The following is an 18,702-nucleotide window of genomic DNA, read 5'->3' as shown; positions in this document are numbered from 1 at the left end:
TTTGACAAAAGTTCTCAATTGTATTTTTCCCCAGTATAGTCCACCGATTCATTTTTTTCAAATTTTAGACGGTTCGATTGACTGCGTTGGACTAATATATAATAAACTGCAATCCCCGCTAGAATATAGAAACTACCATAAAAATAAAGCGTACTAAAACTTATCTTTGTCACAATTAAACCAACTACAAATGAACCAAATCCAATGCCAAGATCAAACAGTGACAGAAACGTAGCGATAGCGAGAGCTTTTTTCTCTGGCGGAGCTTTTTGAATAGCGATCGTTTGAAAGCTTGGAAATAATGTCCCCCAACCAAGTCCAATCAATCCAGCAACCGTAAGAAAAGCCCATCCAGTGGACACTTGACTTAGCAGCAGCATCCCCACGGCAAATAATAAAATCGCTGGATACACAATCACATGTGCTCCGTATTGATCAAACCATTTTCCCGTAAACGGCCTCGATAACAGCAGCACTACTGCATAAACAACAAAGAAGTAACTCGCTACCTCCTCAAGTTGAAGCTCTATGGCATAGACGGATATGAAAGACAAAATTGATGAATATACCACCGAGAAAAAAGTCCCGACGATCGCAATCGGTAATGCTGAGAACTCAAGTAAATCATGGGCACGTAATTGCACTTGAAAAATGGACATCACACCATGAACAGACGGCTGTTCAGAACCTTGAATCATTCCGCCTGCCACTAGGGCAAGTCCAGCGATCACTGCACATAGAATGATCATGGTGAAACCACCCCATTTTTGCATCACCGTCAATCCAAGAAACGGCCCAATAACCATCGCTAAACTCATGGCCATTGCATAATATCCCATCCCTTCTCCACGCCGAGAATCCGGAATAATATCAGCAATTATCGCTCCTGTTACTGTTGTCGCCATTCCAAAACCAATCCCATGAAAAAACCGCAACACCAACATCGCCCACAAGGAATCTGGTACCAAGTAGAGCAAAGACGCAACAAGAAACAACACCTGTGAAATAATTAATACTTTCTTTTTACCAAATCGTTCAATCCACTGTCCTGTGAATGGCCGCACGATAATCGCTGATACTACAAATAGCGTCGTGATCAGGCCAGCCTCACTTGGCGAACTCTCCATTTCTTCCAATGCATAGATGGGCATCGTCACTAATAACATATAAAACGTGACAAATAGAAAAAAGCTACTTCCAGACACACTAATAAAATCCTTCGTCCATAAAGCCGGTTTATTCATCCCTATGACCTTCTCTCTGTTGATTTGTTAATGTCAGCAACCATTCCGAAGTAAGAAGGTGTAATTGCTGTTGCTGCTCTTTCGGAAAATTGGCTAACAGCTCTTTATTGGCCGCTAGAATTTCCTTTTCCCACACTGGATACTCCTTCTCTGCTTTTTCTGTCAACATAATAATCTTGACTCGCTTATCATGACCCGGTACCTGCTCTACATACCCTTGCTTCACAAGCCGCTGAATCGTTCGCGTCATCGGCGGTGCCTCGACTGCTAAATAATTGCAAAGCTCTGTTTGCGTCAAGCTCCCTTTCTCCTTCAATACATACAAAACCGACCATTGTGCACTATACAACCCATACGGCTGCAAAACGGTATTCACTCGCTTCGTTAATTGTCTCAAAAGCTGATGAAGCGAATGAAACAAAAGGTGAGAATTCATGAAGACACTCCTTTTTACTTACCTAGGTAACTATTTTATTCAACTAAATTGTATCACATGTGTTTCGAGGTGCGAAATACTTCATCACAAAAAAAAGCCGACCCATAAAGAGTCTAGCTTCTCAATTAATAGATTCGATCCTGTGGACGCAATTGGTCTACTGGGGCAAATACTTCTAAATGTCGATACAGATTTTCAAAGTCAGCTGGTAAAGCTCCACCTAGCTCACCATCTAAATTGATCAATACTTTCTCCGGTGAATGAACTTTAATACGATTGGCTTTCGTATAAATCACATGGTCATCTTGAAGATGCTCTCCTCGTAAAGCGAGGCTCGCGATGCGAATGAACTCAGCTAAGTTCGTCTTTTTCAAAATAAGCAAGGAAAACAAGCCATCATTGACGGAAGAATCCGGGGCAAGTTTCTCGAAGCCACCGACGGAATTTGTCAAGGCGATCAAGAACAGCATCACTTCTCCTTCAAAGAGCTTGCCATCATATTCAATCTTCACTTCGGATGCTTTAATCGATGGAAGCATCTCTATTCCTTTTAAATAATACGCCATTTGACCGAGCATCGTCTTTAATTTACTTGGCACTTCATACGTAAGTTCCGTTAAACGACCACCACCTGCTATATTAATAAAATAGCGGTCATTCATGCGACCAATGTCCACTGGAATAGTATCCCCGTTCACAATGACGTCAACAGCACTTTGAATGTCGTCTCGCGGAATTTGCAGAGCGCGGGCAAAGTCATTCGTTGTTCCCATCGGAATGACGCCAAACTTCGGACGATATTCCTGTTCAGCTAAGCCATTGACTACCTCATTTAACGTACCATCTCCACCGGCCGCAATGACGATATCATACTTGCGCTCAACAGCAATTCGAGCAGCATTCGTCGCATCTCCTTCTCCCGTCGTTGCATGAGTAGAAGTTTCATAGCCAGCCTGTTCGAGTTTTTGTAACACTCCCGGCAAACTCTTTTTAAAAAGCTCTCGCCCTGAAGTAGGATTATAAATAATTCTTGCTCTTTTCATTTGTCTCCATCCTAGTCTTCATGTAAAGTTATGTTTATTTTTCCCAATGTACTTCTTGTGTTAATATCTTACTACTTTTCAACTAAAAAAGCTATTTTTCGAACAGCTTGACTCCCCTTTGTTCCAAAAATACAATCGATTCTTCCAGCCCTTGTTCATTGACTTGAAACGCTTCCGCCACTGCTTTCAGCCACGTTTCCTTCTCTTTAAAATGATGGGCGCGAATGCCGCGATAATTTATCACCTTTAACGTTTCATCCCGTAAAAAATAACAGTTATTCCCCTGAAAGCGAACGGCCGATATTCTCCGCATCGTAAGATTACCATCATGATCTTGAAAGGACGAAACTGCCTCCTCGATAATTTCCGCTTCTGTTAACGGCATCCAATGAATTTCTTTTGTCACAAAGGTCTTCCCATTCGCTCGTCGCTCAAGTAAAAATTTCTTCTCTCCTTGATTCGTAAAAATAATTTCTTCTCCAAAGCCATGAAGCACATGACGATGTCGACTTTCTAATTCAATCGGTCGGGTCATGGGCGAGCCGTAACCGACATCTACATAATATCGGCTATTTTCAATCGTAACCATAATCGCCGCATGACCAGGAAGAACACGCACGAACGCACAAGTAAAGCCAAGCCTTTGCAAGAGCCTAGAGAAATTAATATTCAACGAATAACAAGTTCCACCCCATCCCCTCTCCTCTAAATGTTGAACGAACACATCAAAGTCCGGGACATGCTGGTCACCTTGATTATAATAATGAAACTTACTAAACGTTTCATACGGAATAAACGACAAATGATGCTGTATCAGCCGCTGTAAATAATTTAGACTGGGCTTCTCTCTATCAATTTTCAGTCGGTTTAAATAACCTGATACGACATCCATGCTTCTCCCCCCTCAATATTTATATAAAGACTATATTAACTTTTTAATTTTTGACTCATTCACTTTCAGCCTCCGCTGAAAGCGTGCAAAATGATCATTTTGCAGAAATAAGTCAAAACTAGTCGAATCATGTCACGGTGTTTTAGAAAGCTTGTACAAAAAAACAGGCTAGGAACATTTCCTGCAGCCTGTCCATCATTAAATTAATTTCTCGGTTAAAGCGGTTTTCATGCTCCGATACACTTCTTGCCATAAGCCTCTTTCTGTGAGAAAAGCGTTATTTAACTCTTGATACATCTCTTTTTGCCTTTGTTCAAATAATTCGTGATCAAGAGGCGGCAAGCTAGAACGCTTGCTATTAACTAGCTCTTGAACTGCCTGTGCACGGGGCCCCCATACCGCTTTCTCATCATCTTCCTCATTAAAAAAGATGATGATCGGAATAGCACGCGATGTTCCATTCGTTAAATATTGATCCATTAACTCTAAATTTTGATCTCTATATAGAATGCGAACATCGATATGTGCATGTCGAGCAAGCTCAAGAAAAATCGGAACATTCATCATCGCATCTCCGCACCAATCCTCGGTGATCACAATCGCCTTTAAATTCTCTTCCTGCAACCGAGACAAAAAGGATGATTCCGTTTGTTCCAATTGGAAAGCAGATTGAATCGCTTTAACATTTTCTTTATTTTGCTCCATTTGCTCCACATATTGTTCCGATGGTAATCCTTTTTCAAACCAATCCTTCAAGGTCATGATGTGTTCCTCCATATCATTCCTAAAAATTGAATCACTTGTTTTATATTCTATATTTTTTGAATAAACCCTGCAATTATCACCTATTTTTGCAAAAACGGTTGATTTAATTATATAACAATCTTATAATTATAAAAAATAATTCATATTTATGTAACTATATAAATAAAAATACATTGGGAGGTTGTCATGAAAGCTTCTGTTATTGGTGCAACTGGATATGGTGGGATCGAACTTATACGTCTTTTATCCAATCATCCGGACTTTCACCTTGATTCCATTTATTCATCAAGCAAAGACAAGGTACCTGCTACAGAAGAGTACCCTCATTTGCTCAATATTTGTTCCTTACCATTAATGAAAATTGATACAGAAAAAATCACACAAGAAGCGGATGTCGTTTTTCTAGCTGTACCATCTGGAGCTGCTGCTAAGCTCGCACCGCAACTTCTTGCAAATGATACAAAAGTCGTTGATTTATCAGGCGATCTGCGCCTAAAAAATCCAGAAAATTATAAAAAATGGTATAAAAAAGAGCCTGCAACTGCCGAAATGCTACAACAAGCAGTATACGGCTTAACAGAATGGAATCGCGAAAATATTCAACAGGCCACCTTGCTTTCCAACCCTGGTTGTTATCCAACAGCGACTTTATTAGCACTGGCACCGGCGCTTCAGGCAAAAGTTATCGATCCCTCATGGATCATCATCGATGCCAAATCTGGTGTATCAGGGGCAGGCCGTGGCTTATCACAAATGGTCCACTTTGCTGAGATGAACGACAATTTTAAAATTTATAAAGTGAACGAGCATCAACATATTCCAGAAATTCAGCAACAGTTGAACCTATGGGATGAGGAAACGGGACCGATTACGTTTTCTACTCACCTGCTTCCAATCTCAAGAGGCATCATGTCAACCATTTATGCACCGTTGAAAAAGCCGATGTCAGCACAACAGTTGCAGCAAATCTATGAAGAAACGTATCAACATGACCACTTTGTCCGCGTCCGTCCTCTTGGAGAATTTCCGGGCGTAAAAGAGGTCGCAGGATCTAACTTCTGCGATATCGGGATTGATATAGATGAACGAACAAATCGCGTTACTATTGTGGCCGTCATTGATAATTTAATGAAAGGGGCAGCGGGGCAAGCCATTCAAAACGCCAATTTAATGTTTGGCTTTGAAGAAACAGCAGGTTTAAAAGGCTTCCCTATGTACCCGTAGGAGGAAGTAAACATGTCAGCTATTAGTAAAATACAACAAGGCTCACTCATCTCACCTAAAGGATTTGCCGCTACTGGCGTGAATTCAGGTGTCCGTGAAACGAGAAATGACCTAGGCATGATTTTCTCAGAAGTACCAGCTGAAAGTGCCGCAGTGTATACGACAAGTCATTTCCAAGCAGCACCGATTAAGGTGACACAAGATAGTCTTTCCGTTGAACAGAAACTGCAAGCAATCCTCGTCAATAGTGGCTGTGCCAACGCTTGTACAGGAAAACAAGGATTGCAGGATGCATACCAATCACGAAAATCACTTGCAGAAAAATTTCACCTACCTGAGCACTATGTGGCTGTCGCTTCCACTGGTGTGATCGGTGAACATTTGCAAATGGATAAAATCGCAAGCGGCATCCAAAAGTTGCAGCCAGCTTCTGATGAGGCAAGCGCTGAGCAATTTGAAACCGCCATTTTAACAACGGATTTAGCCACGAAAAAATGTGCCTTTGAAGCGGTAATTGATGGCCAAACCGTCACAGTGGGCGGTGCTGCCAAGGGCTCCGGCATGATTCATCCAAACATGGCTACGATGCTAGCCTTTATTACAACAGATGCGCTGATTTCTGCCGAGCACTTACAAACGGCCCTTCGCCAAGTCACCAATCAAACATTTAACCAAATTACCGTTGATGGCGACACCTCAACGAATGACACTGTTGTCGTGATGGCCAATGGATTAGCTGGCAATAATCCTCTTACGCCAGATCATCCGCAGTGGGATACATTTATGGCAATGCTTAAAGAAGTCAGTGCAATTTTAGCTAAGAAGATTGCTAGAGATGGTGAAGGAGCAACGAAACTTGTAGAAGTCGAAGTATTTGGCGCACTAAATGATCAAGAGGCACAAGTCGCAGCGAAAGAAGTCGTTGGCTCGAACCTCGTCAAAACAGCCGTGTTCGGAGCAGATGCCAACTGGGGACGGATCATCAGCGCAGTTGGATACGCAGACATCACAGTTAACCCAGAAACGATCGATATCGCGATCGGTGACCAAACCATTCTCGAACAAAGCGAAGTCGTCGCTTATTCAGAAGAACAAATCATCGAATACTTTAAAGGAGAAACCGTCAAAATCTCGATCCATCTTCACTTAGGAGAAGGACACGGAATGGCCTGGGGCTGCGACCTCTCCTATGACTATATCAAAATCAACGCAAGTTACCGGACATAAGGAAAAGCGGAAAGCGCCGTTTAGCGACGGATGGACTGGAATGATCCGCACGAGATAAAGGAAACACGATGAACGACAGTGAATCGATGTTGACTTATCGCAAGGAGGAGCATGGAAGTACACTAGGCGCTGGCGCTTGGAGCTAGACATAAAGAAAAGCGGAGCCGACTATTCAGACACGACCAAGCAAATGTTCTGCCGCTGAAAAGGCGGCAAGCCTTGTAAGCGGCAGGCTATTTGACTCGAGTGTCTAGGAGGCGGAGCTGAATAACGAAAAGCGGAAACAGCCGTTTAGACTCGGCAGACATAAGACGGACCGTCGAAGTGGCGTTCTTTGCCACACAGACGTGACGACTTATGTCCGAGAGTCTGGCCGTTGCAGCTGGACAACGAAAAGCGGAAAGCGCCGTTTAGCGACGGATGGACTGGAGCGCCCCACTGAAACTCGTGAACATTTTTTAAATAAAACAAAGGAGCCCACCTTCAGGCTCCTTCCTATTTTTTCTCAAGGAGGTTCCTATGAAAACAATTGTTGTTAAATGCGGCGGAAGTGTTTTAAGCGAATTATCTGAAGCATTTTTTATTAGTATGAAAGAGCTGACTGAACAAGGCTATGCGATCGTTTTTGTGCATGGCGGTGGTCCAGAAATTAATGAAATGCTTGAAACCTTGCAAGTGAAAAGCGAATTTAAAAATGGTTTGCGCGTGACGAGTGAACAAGTATTAAAAACAGCGGAACTCGCTCTTTCAGGTAGCCTAAACCGCAAGCTCGTTCGACTGCTAGAAAAGCATGGTTTAGCCGCGATTGGATTAAATTCGAGCGACAATGGTCTGCTTCAAGCAAACTTTATTGATCAAGAGCAGCTTGGTTTTGTTGGTGAAGTAACGAAAGTGAACAGTGCATTCCTTCAATTATTATGCGAGCAACAGCTGCTTCCGGTGCTCACGCCGATTGCTGCTGGTCCGAATGGTACGGTGTTAAATATTAATGCCGACCTCGCTGCGGCTGCGGTTGCCAACGCCTTAAAGGCTGAACATTTTCTAATGGTGACTGATGTCGATGGCGTTATGAAAGATGGGGAGTTACTTCCTCAACTATCCGAAGCACAAACGAACGAGCTTATTGAAAGTGGTGTCATCAGCGGCGGAATGATTCCGAAAGTCCAATCGGCAATCAAAACGTTTTCTGATCATGTCAATCAAGTTCATATCGTTTCTGGAAAGAAAGCCTTTTACCAAAATGGTGAATGGTATGGTACAAAATTTGTGAAAGAAAAGGTGATTTCATGAGCCACTTATTCCCTACTTACGCTCGTTGGGATGTCACACCCGTTGCTGCAAAAGGTGCTTGGCTAACAGATAACAGCGGAAAAGTATATTTAGATTTCACTTCTGGGATCAGTGTCTGCAACCTCGGTCATGTCCCTGATCAAGTGAAGCAAGCCGTTGAAGAACAACTAAATCAATTTTGGCATACCTCTAATTTGTTTCAGATTGAACTACAAGAAGAAGTGGCCGCACAATTAACAGCAGCATCCGGACTCGACCTCGTCTTTTTTGCCAACAGTGGTGCAGAAGCGAATGAAGCGGCAATCAAGCTCGCTCGTAAAGCCACTGGCCGTAGCAAAATCATCACGTTTTTCGATTCCTTCCATGGCCGTACCTTTGCCACAATGGCCGCTACTGGGCAGGATAAAATAAAAACTGGCTTCGGCCCGATGTTACCAACGTTTGAATATGTCTCTTTGAACGATTGGAAAGCACTTGAACAAACACTAGATGAAGACACGGCTGCGATCATGTTTGAAGTGATTCAAGGAGAAGGCGGCATCAATTCAGGAGAAGCCGAGTTTTTACAAAAAGCGGTTGAGCTTGCTCATCAAAAAGGGGCACTCGTCATCATTGATGAAGTACAAACAGGCATCGGTCGAACAGGAAAAGCCTTTGCCTTTCAACATCTCGGCCTCGACCCAGATATTGTGTCCACAGCGAAAGGAATCGCGAGCGGTCTGCCACTTGGTGCCATCATCGGAAAAAAAGAACTAGCAACCGCCTTCTCACCTGGCTCACACGGTTCAACATTTGGCGGCAATCCTGTCGCACTAGCAGCGGCTAAAGCAACACTGCAAACCATTTTTAATGATAGCTTTTTAGATGAAGTCACAAAAAAAGGGGCCGCGTTGGCCGACATGCTAGAGACAGCCCTCTCAGCTGTCCCACACGTCAAAAAAATAAAGGGAAAAGGCTTAATGATTGGCATTGAACTCGATGGTGAAGCCGCTCCATTCGTCACTGCCGCCCGCGAAAAAGGCTTGCTCATTTTAACGGCCGGCACCCATGTCCTTCGCCTGCTTCCCCCACTTACTGTCACGAAAGAAGAAATGGAACAAGCGGTTGATGTTCTTGCAGATGTGCTGAAATAAAGGGAAACTTCAATCAGTGGGGGTTTTCTTCATCCCCCACTGATTAAAAGAGGAACAAAGGCTAAGAGCGCAACGTCCTGTTGCAACGCCTTTGTAACCCGCATCGTGCAGGCCCGAACGGATCGGGCTTTTACGGGCTTTTGATCCCCCACGAACTTGCGTGACTTTATTTAGCTAAAAAATTTTTCGTAGATCGGAAGCCTTTAAAAAAATAAAAAGAACGCTCAAAAAGCGTTCTCATTGTAAAAATAGACTTTTATTTTCTGGACAACAGGGAAACTGCTATGGCAGAAAGGCCTGTAACAATTGCTAATGGAACTGCCCTGGCACTTAATGCTTCAGGTGTATAATCCAATTGAAAGACAACTATTAAACTAATAGACGAAACAGCGAGTATAGCAAGTAAAAGCCACTTAGTCATTTGTTCTAGCATTTGTTCGCCTACTTTCTATCAACGGAATAATGTTTTATTGCTGGTTTTCCTACACCACCATAAAAAGTCTTTTTCCATAACACACCATCCCAATTGGATCTGTGCTCTTGCACTATTTTTACTTTATGTGTATGTCTGCCTTTTTTATAATGTTCAAATATACAAGTTTTATAATTACATATTTACAAAAAAAGTAATAGTTAAATCATACCTATTTTTAACATAATGAAAGTTTTAAATCATTTAAAACCTATGGATGTACAGCCTTAAAATGCTTTCTAAGCATTTTTAATATTCTTCGCTTAGTTTTACACTTGAAAGCAACACTGCAAATCATTTTTAATGATAGCTTTTTAGATGAAGTCACAAAACAAGGGGCCGCGTTGTCCGACATGCTAGAGACAGCCCTCTCAGCTGTCCCACACGTCAGAAAAATAAAGGGAAAAGGCTTAATGATTGGCATTGAACTCGATGGTGAAGCTACTCCATTTGTCACCGTGGCCCGCGAAAAAGGCTTGCTCATTTTAACAGCTGGTCCCCATGTCCTTCGCCTGCTTCCTCCACTGACTGTCACGAAAGAAGAAATGGAACAAGCGGTTGATATTCTTGCAGATGTGCTGAAATAAAGTGAAACTTCAATCAGTGGGGGTTTTCTTCATCCCCCACTGATTAAAAGAGGAACAAAGGCTAAGAGCGCAACGTCCTGTTGCAACGCCTTTGTAACCCGCATCGTGCAGGCCCGAATGGATCGGGCGTTTACGGGCTGTTGATCCCCCACCTACATGCCTACGCTTCTTCTGTCATGTTGAGGTGGAGGTCTTACAGCCCGTTAATGCGGGATAAAATTATTATGAGGCGGAATCACAAAGATTTCGTCTTTTCTTTTTATGGATGCGATGAAGCCCCTTTACTCTTCCTCAATTCTTAAAACAAAAAGAGGAATTTTTCATACCTACTAGAAATATATAGGATAGGTTTCTTTTCCATATACCCGTGACAAATAAAAACGAATAACTACTAGCTACTGATGTCGGTAGTTATATTTCTACACGCATAAATGTAAGCGCTTTTATAATAAAAAAACAAAAATGAACGGTTCATTATAAAGTGGGAGGGTTCAATTTGGACAGAAAAGCTTATCGTGGGATTAGTTATAAAGAAGCGAAAGAAGTTGTCCGTCATCAAAAATATGAGCGCCATGAATTCAGAGCCTTTAATCACAATGTAGCTGCCCGATCATTATTTGGTTCAGGTCTTTATCTTATTAACGATTTGGAACTGGCAGCCCGCTACGCCTTTTGTCATGCCGATGCAGAAGAAGAACAGAAAGCAGTGGTGTTAACACAAAAGATTTATTTACAAAATCCATTTATCTTAAATTATCGATATAGCGAGGCACGTTTAAAAAAAGAGGCGTTACGTTGGAAATACGAAAATATCCATCATCTAGTCCCTCAAGCAACAAGCAGTCCCTTAGAACTAGCTATGCAAATTGGCAATGATACGCGTGACTTCTTATTAGCGCATTCTCACGATGGAATTATTTATCATATTGATGATGAAATTATTTATTATATATTATACGACCAAGAAAAACAGATTAAAGATATAGAGGTGGCACTTGTCTTTAATATTCATGGTTCCGACAATTCCCTTACCACCTCTTATGAAGAGTTTAACTAAACGCCCCTTATATACTTGTTAGGCTAAGCTTTTCTGATGATTAATAAGGAGATTAGAAAAATATTTTCGGCCATCTGCTGTTAAAATATGCAGTTTTACTTTTCTTGAATCCTTACGCCCCTTCGCTCCTGACCTTTCAAATGTTAGAAAGGCACCACTTAAATTTTCATGTACTTGAGTAATAACATACCCTTGTTTATACAATTGATCAATTTTCTGTTTTTCTGCTAAAAATTCTTGATATGATGACATATTTCTACCTCCTTACACCTTGTGTCGATCGACTATTTACGCACCCGTTTGACTATTGATTTCGTCTTCACTTTCAATAATCCAATCACGTCCGACAGTAATTCCTAAATACTTTTCATCACTAGGGTCCTCTAATTCTGCTTGTTTATACTTTTTGAACCACCAATATTTTGCTAGCACATAATAGCTAACGGCTGATAATAGAAAACCCAATATAAAAGAGTACTCAGAAAACACAACGGAGGCTACACCACCAATGGACCACGCAATTAAACCAGCCCAGTTCACTCCGAAATGATAACTATACTGTCCATTACTTTCATACAATTCGACGACATTTACTCGACGTTTGCGAATCAAATAATAGTCCGTATATAAAATACCCACAATAGCGGATAACACTCCGCCGCTAATTAATAAAAAAGGCATTAACGTGTTAAAAAGATTCCAAGGCTGAGTCACCATGCCAATGATCCCAGCAAAGATAACCCCAACATAAAATGGAACTTTTGGGCCGCCAACGTTCGAAAATACCGTAGCTGCAGGCACTAAGTTCGCTGTTGTATTCGTCGACCATTGGGCAAACACAATCATCACGAGTAAAACACCTAAGATGATTCCACCGGCCGATTCTTGTAAAGCAACAATTGGATCGTAATTTCCTACAGCAATATAGGCTACCCCACCAATGGCAACGATGAATGTTTGAGTCAATGGTAAAGCAACTACACTACCTACTAAGGCTCCTTTATTGCGTTTGATCCAATTTCGTTCATACTTAGGAGCTTTAATAAAACGAGATAGTGAAGAGATATCCGCACACAAAGTAGACCAATACCCCATATTTCCTAGCACGACCGTTAAAAAAGGAGCAAATAAAGCGACTCCTGATACGGGGTTTTCAATCCATGTCCAAACGTTTTTATCCGCTGCACTAGCTTGATCAGTTAATGTATAGTACATCCAAATGGAAATTAATATAATCGTTGGAGCTGCTAAATTAGCGAACTGTTCGACTGCCTTAATTCCAATAGATGTATTAATCACTTGAAGAGCAACAAAGACAAAAAAGCATATAAACCAGTTATCAAATCCGGTCATAATATTTAATATCCCGTTAATGGCGGCTGCTCCAAAGTAAGAGTTAATCCCAAACCAAATCGAAGCAACGACTCCTCGAAGAACAGAAGGCAGATGGGTGCCAAATGTGCCAAATGGAGCTCGCAAATAGATCGGAAAAGAGATCCCATGTTCAATCCCTATATCGGCAATAACAGTTATTAAAAAACCAATAATTAGACACCCAATGAAAGAAGCTAGTAATACCCATGTCAGCGGCATCGTCTGTACTCCTGCCCCACCGATCGCAAAAGCCGCTAACACTACTGCCATTCCTACCCACATCATCGAAAATCCAAGCGTTCCAATTTTTCTATCACCATGAGCAATTGGTAGAAGATCGGGTGATTTCAAATACTGATTATTTTTTTTCATTTCAACTCTCCTTTATTTGAGTGATCGGAGTTTGTCTTCTCACAGCAAAGGAGTTTCAGTTTTTCATATTCACGCTTCCTTCTACTTCTGTAACAGTATTTCGAAATCGCTTTCTTTTCAAAAATTGACCTGCTCCTGGTTGACCAACAAATTGTTTGTCACGAATCACGAATTCTCCACGTGATAAAACAGAAATCGGTTCCCCGGTAATTTTCATCCCTTCAAATGCACTGTAATCGACATTCATATGATGAGTATCAGCTGATATGATACGTTCTTTCTCGGGATCAAAAATGACTAAGTCCGCATCACTACCAACAGCAATCGTTCCTTTTTGCGGGAATAACCCAAACAGTTTAGCAATTCTAGTAGACACGATGTCGACAAATTGGTTAAGTGAGATGCGCCCTTTTTTCACTCCTTCAGAGAAGAAGAGACTAAATCGATCTTCAATAATCGGGCCGCCATTCGGTATTTTAGTGAAGTCTTCTCTTCCTAAATCTTTCTGTCCTTTAAAATTGAATGAACATTGATCAGATCCGAGCGTTTGGAGTTGGCCGTTTTTCAAAGCATTCCATAAAACATCCTGATTCCACTTCTCTCGTAATGGCGGGGACCAAACATATTTCGCTCCCTCGAAATTAGGTTTTTCTAAATAAGATTGATCCAACACTAAATATTGTGGACATGTCTCTCCCCACACTTGATAGCCTTTTTGTCTAGCGGCTGCAATCTTTTCCACAGCTTCCGCACATGATACGTGCACAACATATAGTTGAGAATTAGCTAAACCGGTTAAGTGGGCCGCTCGACTAGTCGCTTCTCCTTCCACTTCAGGGGGCCGTGTGAGGGCATGATAAATCGGATCGGTTTGTTCATTCTTTAATGCTTCCTTTACTAAATAGTCAATAACATCACCATTTTCGGCATGGACCATAACGAGTGCCCCATGCTCTTTCGCTGTCACAAGCGTGCGAAAGAGTGTTTCATCATCCGCTTGAAATACATTTTTATAAGCCATAAATACTTTAAAAGAAGTAATCCCATCTTCAATCACTTGAGGAATCTCTTGCAATACACGTTCGTTCACTTCACTGATCATTAAATGAAACCCATAATCGATCACGGCTTTTTGTTTCGATTTGTCATGCCAAGTTTGAATCGCTGTTTGAAGCGGCTCTCCTTTATTTGTTAAACAGAAATCAATGATTGTTGTTGTGCCGCCATAAGCAGCTGCAATCGTTCCCGTTTCAAAATCATCGCTTGTGACTGTTCCTCCAAATGGCATATCTAAATGCGTGTGAGGATCTATCCCTCCAGGAAAAATATACGCCCCTTTTGCATCAATCACTTCATCGACGGGTGTATTTAATTGATATCCAATGGCTGTGATGATTCCATTTTCAATCAGGAGATCTGCTTCATATTGATCCGTTGCCGTGACGATCGTTCCATTTGTAATTAATTTTTTCATGATGGCTTATCCTCCCTTTTTACACTCGTATTCTCCCAAATAAAAACAAGAGGCTTTATGATTGACACATTGGTAGTTTAATTGCTGCTTGGCGCTGATTCCAAGTCATTGGCTCCCCGTTCGGTATCTCTACCATGTCAATCGCTCCATCAACTGGACAGACGATGGAACAGAGGTTGCAGCCTACGCAATCTTCTTCACGGACTTTTAAATAAGCTTCTCCATTTTTATTGGTGAGTCGTTCAATACATTGATGTGATGTGTCCTCGCAAGCGATATGGCACTTATTACAATTGATACAGACATCATGATTGATTCGGGCCACCACTTTATAATTTAAATCTAAGTTGCCCCAATCCGAATAATTTTTCACAGCCTGACCGATGAGACCATCAAGCGTAGCAATGCCTTTACTGTCTAAGTAATTATTTAATCCATCTACCATATCCTCCACAATGCTAAAACCATGATGCATAGCGGCGGTGCAGACTTGAATGCTTCCTGCCCCCATCAGCATAAATTCAACAGCATCTCTCCAGCTAGAGACACCGCCCATCCCTGAGATCGGAACACTAATCTCACTATTGCGGGCACATTCCGCCACCATATTTAAGGCAATTGGTTTAACAGCTGGTCCACAGTACCCACCGTGAGCCCCTTTTCCAGCAACATGTGGAATCGTCTTCCACGAATCAATATCTACTCCTGCTAAACTATTAATCGTGTTAATCATACTAATCGCATCAGCTCCCCCTTGCACAGCGGCGTATGCCGTAGCCGTAATGTCCGTAATATTGGGGGTCAATTTAACAATGACGGGGGTTTTCGCTGCTTCTTTCACCCAATACGTTTGCTTTTCAACTAATTCTGGCACTTGTCCTGAAGCAGACCCCATACCGCGCTCTGCCATCCCGTGAGGACAGCCAAAGTTTAGCTCTAACCCATCGACACCAACAGCCTCGACCTTCTTAACAATTTCATGCCACTTTTCTTGTTTCGGTTCGACCATAAGCGAGACAATTAACGCATGGTTAGGAAATCGCTTTTTCGTTTCATAGATTTCTTTTAAATTTACTTCCAGTGGACGGTCTGTAATCAATTCAATATTATTGAATCCTGCCACTCGTTGACCGTTAAAATGAACACCAGCAAAGCGAGAAGAGACATTTAAAATTGGATCTCCAAGCGTTTTCCACACAGCTCCTCCCCAGCCAGCTTCAAACGCTCTTTGTACTTGATAACCGGAGTTAGTGGGCGGTGCAGACGCCAACCAAAAAGGATTAGGTGCTTTAATACCGGCAAAGTTTACTCGTAAATCTGCCATTTGAACTCCTCCTACCTTTTATTAAATGGTGTTCTAGTGTATTCATTTATACGTTTTCTAAAGATACATGATCCACAATCAATTGCTGATGAATGGCATAAGCGGTTAGTTTCCCCTGTTGGGCTGCTGTAACGACCATCGCCTCTCCTTGACCATCTCCAAAAATAACATCCCCCGCTGCAAATATTTTAGGATGAGATGTTTGGTGAGTTTTTGTATCAATTTTGACAACCCCTTTTGTATGCTCCAATCCTAATTGTTCAATTAAATCGACATAACGGGTTTGGCCGATCGCTTTCACAACAACATCGACTTCCATAATAAATTCTGATTCAGCTACTGGAATTGGACGACGGCGCCCTGACTCATCAGGTGCTCCAAGCTCCATCCGCATGCAGACTAAAGCCTTCACTTTTCCTGTCTCATCTTTCATAATTTTCACCGGCTGTGTCAGCCATCTAAATTCCACGCCATCCTGCTTCGCGAACTCATATTCAAATTCATAAGCGGTCATTTCCGCCTCTGTTCGGCGATAAATCATCTTCACATCACTAGCCCCTAATCGGACGGAACAAGTCGCTGCATCAATCGCTGTATTTCCAGCCCCAATCACAGCAACCCTCTTGCCAATGAATTGCTGCTCAAGAGGAGGCGTTTTCGTCCTTTCAACAAAATCAATCGCATCATACACACCTTCTGCTTCTTCGCCATCAATGCCTAACATCGGTACTTTTGACATCCCAACTGCTAGCACAATTGCATCAAATTGCTTTAATATTTCATCCACTGAAATATCTTTTCCGACCTTTGTATTCGTACGAATGGACACACCCAATTTCTCTACTTGTTCCACTTCCCATAACGAAATTTCTTGAGGCAATCGGAAGGAAACAATTCCGTGTGTATTGAGCCCTCCTGCTTTTTCCTTTGCTTCAAAAATCGTTACATCATAGCCTAATCGAGCTAACTCACGAGCCGCTGCTAATCCTGCTGGACCGCCGCCAATAATTGCTACACTCTTGCCGTTTTTTTCGCCAGCTTCAAACAGCTGTGCCTCATTTTTCATCGCCCAATTTGTTGCATGACGCTGTAAATTACCAATCATAATCGGTAAAGAGGCTTCATTGAGCACACAAGCTCCTTCACACAATTCTTCTGTTGGGCATACACGCGCGCAGCTTGCGCCAACAGGATTAGCTTCCATAATGACACGAGCCGAACCTTTCATATTTCCTGAGGCAATTTTTTTAATAAATGATGGAATATTAATACCAGTCGGACAAGCTTTTATACACGGAGCATCATAACAATAAAGACAACGATTCGACTCCTCAACTGCTTCATTCGTTGTTAAATCGGGCTCCATTTCATAAAAGTTGGCTTTTAAATGATTTAAGGAGATGCCTTTATTCTTCATTCGATTTAAGTGCATATTCATTCCCCCTCACTGATTTCCATGCCACTTTACCTGCACTGCCTCTCAAGTATTCGTCAAGCTCAGAAAATAATAAGGAAAGATGATCCCCATCCCTCATGTAACGTATCACAAAACGTTCTTTTTTCTAAATATTCTTGAAGTTTATAGTATGATATCATTCTGTGTTTGTCAATAAATTGATTGCTTTTTTTATTTTTATATTTTGTCGTTTTTTGCTTTTTTACCAATGTATATTTAATTAATAAATCCAATTCGAGTTTCAGCCTCAGTTCTCTATCACTCAAAAATGGTGTAAAATGAAACTATCTCTTTATACTTATCGATCAGCAAAAGGAAGGCGTGACAGTTTTTGAAAAGATCGGAATTAGAGTTACTTATCCATAAAGCAGAAACAAAGTTGCAAGAACAACAACTACTTTTGCAAGACTTGTATAAACGTTTAGAAGCTTTAACCGACCAGGAAAGAGAACGCGAAAACTATATCTCTTCCAAAGAGATTATCGATTTAATCGAAAAAAAAGTGGGTAAGAAAATAAACATGTCCACCATTAAAAGATGGGCAGATGAAGGATTTCTTGGTGAGGTTGTGGAGGAGAAAGATAAATTTTGGGCACTGCAATCCAAGCAAGGAAAGAAACGATTTCTATACCCGAAAGTTGATACATATCGATTTTTACACGAAGAAAAAGGCTATCTATTGCCGGAATATGAGGTGCTCGACCGTGTTCTCGTAACCCAATCGGAGAAAGAGCCTTTGATTGGCATGGTGATTGATTCTCACCTACATCAAGACGAATTTCACTATATCATTCAAATAGAAGGATCATTTGAAACTTTGCAGGATGTAAAGGAAAAAAATCTCCAACTGATTCAAGGAGTTGATGATTAATTGAAGGTCAAAATCGTACTAGAAAATACCGTTCCCAATCAGGAAATCGCCCGAAAAATTAAGCAGGCTAACCAACAAGCCAATCATTTTTTAACCATTTCCTTTGAACAGGATCTATCAAAAATATATTTTGAAGGCGAAGTCATTATTCTACCTGACAAATCCTGCTTTTCTGAAGAAATGATCCTAGAAGGTTTTGCAAAAAAAACCGAGCAAGGCTATGAAATCAAACCGAAAGACAAAGGTAAGACGATTAACCTACACCTTGATGCAAACTTAGTAGCTGAATTAAACGAAATTAAAAATCATGTGATCAGCAAAACACAGCATGATATCATTCTGGATTTATTCAAAAAAGGACTAGATCAATACAATAAAGAAAAAAAATAAAGAAATAAGCACTCATTCGACGTATTTTTATTTATTGATTAAAAATAAACAATAAATATTTTATAGAATTC

Annotated in this window: 19 protein-coding genes; 8 read left to right on the top strand and 11 right to left on the bottom strand. The window is 41.3% G+C overall.

What is annotated here, in order from left to right; genetic code table 11:
• Positions 1–14: 14 nt before the first annotated feature.
• The 5 genes from WDJ61_RS02890 to WDJ61_RS02870 all read right to left on the bottom strand — a co-directional run bounded on the left by WDJ61_RS02890 (position 15) and on the right by WDJ61_RS02870 (position 4,377).
• Positions 15–1,244: an MFS transporter gene (locus tag WDJ61_RS02890; RefSeq protein WP_338753005.1), complete on the bottom strand. Its 1,230-nt coding sequence runs from the start codon at positions 1,242–1,244 to the stop codon at positions 15–17.
• Positions 1,237–1,680 carry a MarR family winged helix-turn-helix transcriptional regulator gene (locus tag WDJ61_RS02885; RefSeq protein WP_338753004.1) on the bottom strand — a complete coding sequence of 148 codons (444 nt, stop codon included), beginning with the start codon at positions 1,678–1,680 and terminating at the stop codon, positions 1,237–1,239. Before WDJ61_RS02885 ends, WDJ61_RS02890 begins: the two co-directional genes overlap by 8 nt.
• A 125-nt stretch (positions 1,681–1,805) precedes the next feature.
• Positions 1,806–2,723, bottom strand: a complete 918-nt coding sequence (locus tag WDJ61_RS02880; protein WP_338753003.1) for a diacylglycerol kinase — start codon at positions 2,721–2,723, stop codon at positions 1,806–1,808.
• 91 nt (positions 2,724–2,814) lie between these two features.
• On the bottom strand, positions 2,815–3,615 hold the full coding sequence (locus tag WDJ61_RS02875) for an arylamine N-acetyltransferase (RefSeq protein WP_338753001.1): 801 nt from the start codon (positions 3,613–3,615) through the stop codon (positions 2,815–2,817).
• A gap of 198 nt (positions 3,616–3,813) precedes the next feature.
• On the bottom strand, positions 3,814–4,377 hold the full coding sequence (locus tag WDJ61_RS02870; RefSeq protein ID WP_338753000.1) for a thioredoxin family protein: 564 nt from the start codon (positions 4,375–4,377) through the stop codon (positions 3,814–3,816).
• A 189-nt stretch (positions 4,378–4,566) separates the two neighbouring features.
• Between WDJ61_RS02870 and argC the strand changes: the two genes are divergently transcribed.
• From argC to WDJ61_RS02850, 4 genes are all read left to right on the top strand, one after another.
• Positions 4,567–5,604, top strand: coding sequence for an N-acetyl-gamma-glutamyl-phosphate reductase (gene argC, locus WDJ61_RS02865; RefSeq protein WP_338752999.1), 1,038 nt, complete (start codon positions 4,567–4,569; stop codon positions 5,602–5,604).
• A 12-nt stretch (positions 5,605–5,616) separates the two neighbouring features.
• A complete protein-coding gene (argJ, locus tag WDJ61_RS02860; protein WP_338752998.1) occupies positions 5,617–6,831 on the top strand; it encodes a bifunctional ornithine acetyltransferase/N-acetylglutamate synthase in 1,215 nt (404 codons plus the stop codon).
• 519 nt (positions 6,832–7,350) lie between these two features.
• The gene (gene argB, locus WDJ61_RS02855) at positions 7,351–8,121 is read left to right on the top strand and encodes an acetylglutamate kinase (protein WP_338752997.1); all 771 of its coding nucleotides are present in this window, start codon (positions 7,351–7,353) and stop codon (positions 8,119–8,121) included.
• Complete coding sequence (locus tag WDJ61_RS02850) at positions 8,118–9,254, top strand: acetylornithine transaminase (RefSeq protein WP_338752996.1); 1,137 nt, start codon at positions 8,118–8,120, stop codon at positions 9,252–9,254. The genes argB and WDJ61_RS02850 overlap by 4 nt, the downstream gene beginning before the upstream one ends.
• Before the next feature lie 256 nt (positions 9,255–9,510).
• On the opposite strand, the gene WDJ61_RS02845 is transcribed toward WDJ61_RS02850, so the two are convergent.
• Positions 9,511–9,687 (bottom strand): hypothetical protein, encoded by a 177-nt coding sequence (locus WDJ61_RS02845; RefSeq protein ID WP_338752995.1) that lies wholly within the window; start codon positions 9,685–9,687, stop codon positions 9,511–9,513.
• Positions 9,688–10,001: 314 nt separating this feature from the next.
• Between WDJ61_RS02845 and WDJ61_RS02840 the strand changes: the two genes are divergently transcribed.
• Both WDJ61_RS02840 and WDJ61_RS02835 read left to right on the top strand, forming a co-directional pair.
• Entirely contained in the window at positions 10,002–10,313 is a 312-nt protein-coding gene (locus WDJ61_RS02840) for an aminotransferase class III-fold pyridoxal phosphate-dependent enzyme (RefSeq protein ID WP_338752994.1), read from the top strand.
• A gap of 496 nt (positions 10,314–10,809) precedes the next feature.
• Complete coding sequence (locus WDJ61_RS02835; protein ID WP_338752993.1) at positions 10,810–11,370, top strand: hypothetical protein; 561 nt, start codon at positions 10,810–10,812, stop codon at positions 11,368–11,370.
• Positions 11,371–11,388: 18 nt separating this feature from the next.
• Here the strand turns inward: WDJ61_RS02835 and WDJ61_RS02830 are convergent, their stop codons facing one another.
• Genes WDJ61_RS02830 through WDJ61_RS02810 form a run of 5 tightly spaced genes read right to left on the bottom strand, consistent with a single transcriptional unit; the run spans position 11,389 to position 17,346 of the window.
• Complete coding sequence (locus WDJ61_RS02830) at positions 11,389–11,622, bottom strand: hypothetical protein (RefSeq protein WP_338752992.1); 234 nt, start codon at positions 11,620–11,622, stop codon at positions 11,389–11,391.
• Positions 11,623–11,658: 36 nt separating this feature from the next.
• Complete coding sequence (locus WDJ61_RS02825; protein WP_338752990.1) at positions 11,659–13,116, bottom strand: NCS1 family transporter; 1,458 nt, start codon at positions 13,114–13,116, stop codon at positions 11,659–11,661.
• A gap of 55 nt (positions 13,117–13,171) precedes the next feature.
• Positions 13,172–14,590, bottom strand: coding sequence for a dihydropyrimidinase (gene hydA, locus WDJ61_RS02820; RefSeq protein WP_338752989.1), 1,419 nt, complete (start codon positions 14,588–14,590; stop codon positions 13,172–13,174).
• A 55-nt stretch (positions 14,591–14,645) separates the two neighbouring features.
• Positions 14,646–15,914, bottom strand: coding sequence for an NAD-dependent dihydropyrimidine dehydrogenase subunit PreA (preA, locus tag WDJ61_RS02815; protein ID WP_338752988.1), 1,269 nt, complete (start codon positions 15,912–15,914; stop codon positions 14,646–14,648).
• Between the two features lie 46 nt (positions 15,915–15,960).
• The gene (locus WDJ61_RS02810; RefSeq protein ID WP_338752987.1) at positions 15,961–17,346 is read right to left on the bottom strand and encodes an NAD(P)-dependent oxidoreductase; all 1,386 of its coding nucleotides are present in this window, start codon (positions 17,344–17,346) and stop codon (positions 15,961–15,963) included.
• 355 nt (positions 17,347–17,701) lie between these two features.
• Between WDJ61_RS02810 and WDJ61_RS02805 the strand changes: the two genes are divergently transcribed.
• Together WDJ61_RS02805 and WDJ61_RS02800 are read left to right on the top strand one after the other, a co-directional pair.
• Positions 17,702–18,241 (top strand): hypothetical protein, encoded by a 540-nt coding sequence (locus tag WDJ61_RS02805; protein WP_338752984.1) that lies wholly within the window; start codon positions 17,702–17,704, stop codon positions 18,239–18,241.
• A complete protein-coding gene (locus WDJ61_RS02800) occupies positions 18,242–18,631 on the top strand; it encodes a hypothetical protein (protein WP_338752983.1) in 390 nt (129 codons plus the stop codon).
• The last annotated feature ends 71 nt before the right edge of the window (positions 18,632–18,702 follow it).

It is taken from the genome of Bacillus sp. FJAT-52991 (genome assembly GCF_037201805.1).
Classification (GTDB): Bacteria; Bacillota; Bacilli; order Bacillales; family Domibacillaceae; genus Bacillus_CE; species Bacillus_CE kandeliae.
This window is presented reverse-complemented; position numbering and strand designations above follow the sequence as displayed.